The sequence below is a fragment of the Rhodopseudomonas sp. B29 genome (assembly GCF_000333455.1).
In the GTDB taxonomy this organism is placed as follows: Bacteria; Pseudomonadota; Alphaproteobacteria; order Rhizobiales; family Xanthobacteraceae; genus Rhodopseudomonas.
The window spans coordinates 1-6,114 of sequence record NZ_BADD01000621.1 but is presented as its reverse complement, the minus strand read 5'-3'; the positions used below and the strand labels follow the sequence as shown (position 1 = coordinate 6,114).

Below are 6,114 nucleotides of genomic sequence, written 5' to 3'. Positions count from 1 at the left end.
TGCGCGACGAAGCGGCGTGAGCTGATCGACGCCCTCACCTGCGCAACGAAAAACCCCGGAGCGGCAGCCGCTCCGGGGTTTTTGTTTGGATCGATGTCTGAAGCGAAAAGCTCAGGCGGCCTTGCGGGTCGGCCGGGCAGCGGCCTGATTGCGGCGCACCGGCCGGATGTCCTGCCGGGCAACCTCGGAAGCGCGCGGGTCAAAGGCATCACCCGCGGTCAGCACGACGAGACCCGCGAGACCGCAGAACGCACCCGCCACCGCGACGGTGATGACCAGCGGATAGCCGAAGAAGTAGATCAGGGCGGCGCCGATCACGACGGCGTTGAACAGGAAGAAGTACGGGGCCTCCGGACTGCCATGCTGGGCGTCTTTGACCAGCCAGCCGATCACCGGCACATGATAGAAGGCCCGAACCAGAACGCCCATGCTGCCTCTCCTGCTCGCAAGCTTCCCGCCGTCCGGCGAGACAATTACGACATAAGTCTGTCGCAGTGCAGCATTTGTCAATGACAATCGTTCCTATCAGGATTCTGACGAGGTACTCGCGGCAATAAGATACCTTTCAAATCAACCGGTTACACGCTCGGCTGGCGCCTGCTCACCAGGACAACGGCAACGAGAACGGCTCGACCGCCCCCTCGACCTCCTGGCCGCGGCCGATGGCGGTGACGGCATCGACCATCCGGCCATGGCAGCAAAGAACATCGTCGGCGATGGTGACCAGCAGCCTGTTCGGGGTCGCGTGTGGAGCACGCCGCCGAAGCTCCCGGGCGACCGCACGTTCGTCGCCCGGGGCGCGGGCACAGGCGATCACGAAGGCCGCCGCCGGCGACCGGCTGACCCCCATCCAGCAATGCACCAGCGCAGGCTGCCTCGGCTCACAGCGGCGGCCGAAAGCCAGGATGGCCCTGACCATCGCCTCGTCGGCCACCACATGATCGGGACCGGGCTCCACCACATCGTGGAAGCGCAGAATCACCCGCTCGGCGGGCAGCCAGCTGGCGTCGAAGCCCTCGGCGTGTCCCGGCGACAGCAGCGACAACGATCGCAGCGGCCGGTGGGCCGCGACCTGCGACGGCGCGTGTTCGAGCGAACTGACGATGAGCATCGCCCCGCATAGCACGCCGTGCCGAGCCGAACAGCCACAACACGGGCGGCCAGCGAAGGCGATGCGGGGTGCCAGAAGGAGCAAGATTCGCCCGGTTCCGGCGTACGTTCTTTCGCATAGCGCCGCCCCCTAAGGGACCATGCGCGACGCTGCTGCCCAAGCCGATCGATGTTGGAACGGTGCTTGTAAAGACCTGTTGGCGCCACGGAGCACGAGTTGCCGGGCACACGACAAACCGACCTGACAAATCTACTTGCGCGAAAACTCCGCGCTGAGCTTGTTCAGGGACGCCGCCGATGGTGGCGAGCTGCGAAACTCACGGATCGCTTTGGCCAACTCGTAGTCCGACATAGGAACGATCGGCTGCTGCAGATTCCCTTTGGCCAGCGCCTCGGCAATCGAGTCGAAATGTTCGCTGGGCTCCTCGAACAAGCGCCGAAGCCGGGTCAAAAATTCTCGATAGGGCAAGGAACCTCCTTTTGCATCGCGAGAACTCGTTCGGTCTCGCAATGCATGGCCGGGGCGGTTCCACACGATGAAACCTCCCGCTTTGTTTGTGAGTTTACCCCGCCTGGAACACTCCACCGGCTCAATTGATACAACATTCACCCACGGAACACGGAAGAAAGCGCCATGATCAGCGTCGACCGCGTTCTCACCGAAAAGCTCTCCGAGCATTCCCGCCTGTCTCACGACGACCTCGCCGCGATCCGGCGAATAGGCAGTACGCCGCGGGAACTGGGGCCCAATGAAGATCTGATCCGTCAAGGCGATGTGCCGCATAATTCGGCCATCGTGCTGGAAGGCATGCTCAGCCGCTATCACCTGCTGGCTGACGGCCGCCGCCAATATCTGTCGTTTCATCTGCCCGGCGACATGCCGGACGCCCAAGGACTGTTCCTGACCAGGATGGACCACGCCGTGTGCGCGATGGGGCGCGCGGTGGTGGCGCTGGTGCCACACAAAGAGCTGTTGCGGATATTCGCGGCGCGACCCGCGGTCGGCTTTGCGATCTGGCGCGAAACGCTGATCGACGCCTCGATTTTCCGCGAGGCCGTCACCAACAACAGCGCCCGCACCATGGTGGCGCGCACCGCGCATCTGTTCTGTGAGTTGTTCTATCGCGGCCACGCCTCGAACCTGACGCGCGGCAATACGCTGCAGCTACCGATCGGCCTGACCCAGCTCGGTGAGACGCTCGGCATGGCGATCGCCACCGTCAACCGGACGCTGGCGGGACTTCGATCGACCGGCGCGATGCAATTCCGGAACGGCGAGCTGACCGTGCGCAATTGGCCACGCCTCGCCGAAATCGGAGAATTCGATCCGACCTATTTGCATCTCAAGACGATGGATCTGACGCATCTCGTTTAGTTAATGGCCGTCAGGCAGCCGTGGGTCGATGAGCGGCGCGACAACCAATCCCGGTGGCGCGGGCAGCCTGCGGATTACTATCAACTTGCAACTGCAACTTGATCATCAGATCCGAGGGAAGATTTTTCATCGGCCTCCGCCGGCTCGGTGACAGCGTCGTGTGCCGTACCTTCAGCTTGGAACGATCACCTTATTTTTTTGCGCCGATTGACTTCGCGGCACGCTCCGGCACATTCGTCGTGTTCGATCGATGATCGAATCGCGGGATTTGACGGAGCAGCTTGCGCCGCGGGTTTAATCGCTAAAGCGCCACGACGTGGTTCGTGGGCTCCTTGCTTGTTGGAGATCGGCTCGTGAACAGATACGTCACTCGTAAAGTTGCGCCCCTCCCCGCCGATTGCGGCGGGACATTCGCCGCCCCCGCTGATGGCCGAATTGCCGCGCGACGTCATGCGCAGGCAGGCGCAGGCACAAAATCCCTCCAGCTCTGTTGTCGGGGCTGTCGAAACGAGCGCGGCTGAGACCGCAGCTTTCATCGACCTCGCAATCGTTGCTTCGCGGCCCAAGATGGCCTGCGCACAGCAGCGATCACCTGCAGCAATTCGGCGCCGACCGGCGCTTATCGAGACGGAAGGCACCGGCAGCCCCGGTGAAAAGATTCATGTCCGACGCTTATGTCATCGAAGTCCACGCCCGCACGGTCGGCATCGTGGTTCGCGAGGGCCGCAAGTTCTGCTTCTTCGCCGCACACCACGATTTCAACAGCCTGGAGCGCTGCTTGTTCGGCTCGCCGGCGGCCGCTCAGAAGGCCGCGCAACGCTGCGTCCAGGAGATCCAGCCGCGATTGCAATGACGTCGAGACCGCGGGCGTAGACAGCCGAGGCGCAGCCGCTCGATGGCGACGCCTCCAGCATCTTCGCCCGGGTCTGTTCCGGACCTCGCTGACGGTGCGATTACTTGACGCGCACGAACTCGAGATGCGGCACGAAGGCGCGGCCGTCCGGTCCGGTGATCGCCGCGGCCTCGACCTTCAGCGAATGATCGGTCAGCTCCGTCACCTTGCGCACCAGGTCGTGACCTGACCACTGCGGAAACGTCGACTGCGCGACAGCGGTGGTGAACTGCGCCGTCGCTTCATCGATCTGGAATTTGCCGTAGTACGCGACAGCAGGTCCGACCGGCTCGCTCGGCACCGATTGGGCGCGCGGCTGACGACCACCGCCGACGATGATGGCGCTGAACAAACCTTCGGGCGTGAAGATGATCAGCCCCTGAGGTTCGGCTCCCCAGGTGTTGCGACGCGTCCCATCGGCGAACTCGTCGTACACCGACGTGAGACGCCACGATCCGATGATCCGCGATTTCAGAGACTCGGCTGCCGAGACACAGTGCTGGCTGACGACGAGTAATAGGAGCCCAAATACAACCGAATACTTTCGCATTTCCTGTCCCCTCGATTGGCGGCAGGAAGCTAGGCGAGAGGCACGGACTGTCAACGGAACATATTGCGCATATCTGCAGGAGGCGTACTGCGAGTGAGCTACGATGTCATTTGAGTGACGCGCATCGGCTTGCCGGCGCCGCGCGTGCTCATAGGGCGCTGGTCGCCGACCGCGCCGAGGCGGTGACGAGCTTCATGAAATTGTCGTTGAGCCGGCGTGCGGCCGCTGTGAACTCCGGCAACAGCTTGCTTGTCTCGTCGGCCAGGCGTTCGGCTCGCTCATGACCGAGCACAGCCTCGAGTGAAGCGGCGTACTCCGGAATGCGCTGCCATTGCGGCACCGTCACCTCGGTGAGCTCGACGTGATACTGAATGCCGTAGGCGGCTGCACCGAAGCGGAATGCCTGAACCGCGCAAGCGTCGTTGCGCGCCAGCACTTCGCCGCCCGCGGGCAGCCGCGAGACCTCGGCGCCGTGCCATTGAAACGTCCGCAGCGGCGCGGACAGCCCGGCGAACAGCGGATCGGCGGCGCCCGCCTGCGTCAGTTCGACGGTGCCTGGGCCGACCTCCGGCACCTTGGCGAGATGCACGCTGCCGCCGAGCGCAGCTGCGAGAAGCTGATGGCCGAAGCAGAAGCCTAGATACGGGCGCCGCAGATCTTGGACGAAGCGGCGGATCGCCGCCTTTTCGGCGACCAGCCAGGGATGCTCGTCCTCCTGCCAGACGTCCATCGGGCCGCCCATCACGATCAAGGCGTCGTAGGCTTCGAGATCGGGAATCGGCTCACCAGCGTCGAGCTCGACCGCATCCCACGCGATGCCGGCGTCGCGCCAGAAGTCACGGAAGATGCCGGGATGCTCGACATCGACGTGCTGAAACACCAGCAATCGCAATCCGTGAGCGTCGCTGCGTGTTTCGTGCTGCATGCTGTCGTTCCTCGCTGCTCGGGCCACGTGCATGTCGCCGTGATCTTCGAGCCCGATCACTTACCGAACAATGCATCGCCGATCTATGAGATCAGCACGGCGATTTCTTGAGCTGAAGAGCCGTTCTGAGATATTGATGGGGGCCACTCAAGCGGATGTTGTCACTGCGATGGGAAAGTCGGGCGCCGCCGGCCCTCTGATCACGGTCGACATCGATCGAAGCAGTGGCGCTCCACTCCATTTTCAGATCAGCGAAGCCTTGCGCGACGCGGTCACCAACGGGCAGCTGCAAGCCGGCGCGCGCCTGCCCTCGACCCGCTCGCTTGCCAGCGACTGGCAGGTGTCGCGCAACACCGTGCTGCAGGTGTTCGAAACGCTGATCGGCGAAGGCTATCTGGAAGCCCGCGTCGGCGACGGCACCTACGTCAGACACCATGCGTCGCCCGGTCTCAAGACCGCGACCGACGAACGAGCGTCGGACGCAAAGCCGACCGCCTATCCGTTTCGTGGCTTGTCGCAGCGTGGCAAGGCGCTGATCGAGCACCGGTTCGGCGGGCTCACCGAGCGTCCGACCCTGTTCATGCCGGACGTTCCCGACCTGCAGGCGTTTCCGATCCGCTCCTGGCTTCGGCTGATGAACGAAGTATCGGGCCGGCTGAAGGGCGACCTCCTCGTCAACGTCTCCAACGCCGGCTACGAACCACTGCGGGAGGCGATCGCGCAGCACCTGCGCGCCGCGCGCGGCATGATCGTCGACACCAACCAGGTCATCATCACCACGGGGTCGCAGCAGAGCCTCGATCTCCTCGCGCGTCTCTTGGTCGACCGCGGTGATCCGGTGTGGATGGAGGAGCCGGGCTATGACGGCGCGCGAGCCGCGCTGACGGCCAACGGCTGCTCGGTGCTACCGATCCCGACCGACGAAGCCGGCATGAATGTCGAGCTCGGCCGCGCCCGCTATCCGACGCCGCGGATGATCCTGGTGTCGCCGTCGCGGCACTATCCGCTCGGCGCGACGCTGTCTGCAGAACGCCGCCAGCAACTGCTCGACTTTTCGCGAGCGACCGGCGCATGGATTCTAGAGGACGATTACGACTGCGAATTCCGTTATCGCGGTCCGTCGCCGGCGGCGCTGCAGAGCGCCGACCGCGACGGCCGCGTGGTCTCGATCGGCACGTTCTCCAAGACGCTGCTGCCGTCGTTCCGGCTCAGGGTCGTCGTGGTGCCACCCGACCTCGCCGACGATTCGCCAAGGCCGCGCA

At 64.0% G+C, this 6,114-nt stretch carries 9 protein-coding genes; 3 read left to right on the top strand and 6 right to left on the bottom strand.

Annotated features, from left to right (window positions below; genetic code table 11):
* Positions 1 to 111: 111 nt before the first annotated feature.
* The 3 genes from I5M_RS22550 to I5M_RS22540 form a co-directional block, all read right to left on the bottom strand.
* Entirely contained in the window at positions 112 to 429 is a 318-nt protein-coding gene (locus I5M_RS22550) for a hypothetical protein (RefSeq protein WP_022723474.1), read from the bottom strand.
* Between the two features lie 172 nt (positions 430 to 601).
* The gene (locus I5M_RS22545) at positions 602 to 1,111 is read right to left on the bottom strand and encodes a tyrosine phosphatase family protein (protein WP_022723473.1); all 510 of its coding nucleotides are present in this window, start codon (positions 1,109 to 1,111) and stop codon (positions 602 to 604) included.
* 249 nt (positions 1,112 to 1,360) lie between these two features.
* Positions 1,361 to 1,543 (bottom strand): hypothetical protein, encoded by a 183-nt coding sequence (locus I5M_RS22540; RefSeq protein WP_307707010.1) that lies wholly within the window; start codon positions 1,541 to 1,543, stop codon positions 1,361 to 1,363.
* Between the two features lie 201 nt (positions 1,544 to 1,744).
* Here I5M_RS22540 and I5M_RS22535 point away from each other — a divergent pair, with 201 nt between their 5' ends.
* Positions 1,745 to 2,485, top strand: coding sequence for a Crp/Fnr family transcriptional regulator (locus I5M_RS22535; RefSeq protein ID WP_022723471.1), 741 nt, complete (start codon positions 1,745 to 1,747; stop codon positions 2,483 to 2,485).
* Between the two features lie 185 nt (positions 2,486 to 2,670).
* Here I5M_RS22535 and I5M_RS32435 read toward each other — a convergent pair whose 3' ends face one another.
* Positions 2,671 to 3,021, bottom strand: a complete 351-nt coding sequence (locus I5M_RS32435; RefSeq protein WP_148287941.1) for a hypothetical protein — start codon at positions 3,019 to 3,021, stop codon at positions 2,671 to 2,673.
* A 125-nt stretch (positions 3,022 to 3,146) separates the two neighbouring features.
* Between I5M_RS32435 and I5M_RS22530 the strand changes: the two genes are divergently transcribed.
* Complete coding sequence (locus I5M_RS22530; RefSeq protein ID WP_022723470.1) at positions 3,147 to 3,338, top strand: hypothetical protein; 192 nt, start codon at positions 3,147 to 3,149, stop codon at positions 3,336 to 3,338.
* Positions 3,339 to 3,438: 100 nt separating this feature from the next.
* Here the strand turns inward: I5M_RS22530 and I5M_RS30400 are convergent, their stop codons facing one another.
* Both I5M_RS30400 and I5M_RS22520 read right to left on the bottom strand, forming a co-directional pair.
* A complete protein-coding gene (locus tag I5M_RS30400) occupies positions 3,439 to 3,927 on the bottom strand; it encodes a lipocalin-like domain-containing protein (RefSeq protein ID WP_040771854.1) in 489 nt (162 codons plus the stop codon).
* A 148-nt stretch (positions 3,928 to 4,075) separates the two neighbouring features.
* Positions 4,076 to 4,852 carry a type 1 glutamine amidotransferase gene (locus tag I5M_RS22520; RefSeq protein ID WP_031337329.1) on the bottom strand — a complete coding sequence of 259 codons (777 nt, stop codon included), beginning with the start codon at positions 4,850 to 4,852 and terminating at the stop codon, positions 4,076 to 4,078.
* A gap of 169 nt (positions 4,853 to 5,021) precedes the next feature.
* Between I5M_RS22520 and I5M_RS22515 the strand changes: the two genes are divergently transcribed.
* The coding region (locus I5M_RS22515; protein ID WP_022723467.1) for a PLP-dependent aminotransferase family protein at positions 5,022 to 6,114 on the top strand (1,093 nt) is incomplete at its 3' end.

Excerpts from the sequence above, each read along its gene's own strand:
- I5M_RS22535 (WP_022723471.1), top strand. The coding sequence starts at position 1,745 with ATGATCAGCGTCGACCGCGTTCTCACCGAAAAGCTCTCCGAGCATTCC.
- I5M_RS22530 (WP_022723470.1), top strand. The coding sequence starts at position 3,147 with ATGTCCGACGCTTATGTCATCGAAGTCCACGCCCGCACGGTCGGCATC.
- I5M_RS22520 (WP_031337329.1), bottom strand. The coding sequence starts at position 4,852 with ATGCAGCACGAAACACGCAGCGACGCTCACGGATTGCGATTGCTGGTG.
- I5M_RS22545 (WP_022723473.1), bottom strand. The coding sequence starts at position 1,111 with ATGCTCATCGTCAGTTCGCTCGAACACGCGCCGTCGCAGGTCGCGGCC.
- I5M_RS32435 (WP_148287941.1), bottom strand. The coding sequence starts at position 3,021 with ATGAAAGCTGCGGTCTCAGCCGCGCTCGTTTCGACAGCCCCGACAACA.
- I5M_RS30400 (WP_040771854.1), bottom strand. The coding sequence starts at position 3,927 with ATGCGAAAGTATTCGGTTGTATTTGGGCTCCTATTACTCGTCGTCAGC.
- I5M_RS22550 (WP_022723474.1), bottom strand. The coding sequence starts at position 429 with ATGGGCGTTCTGGTTCGGGCCTTCTATCATGTGCCGGTGATCGGCTGG.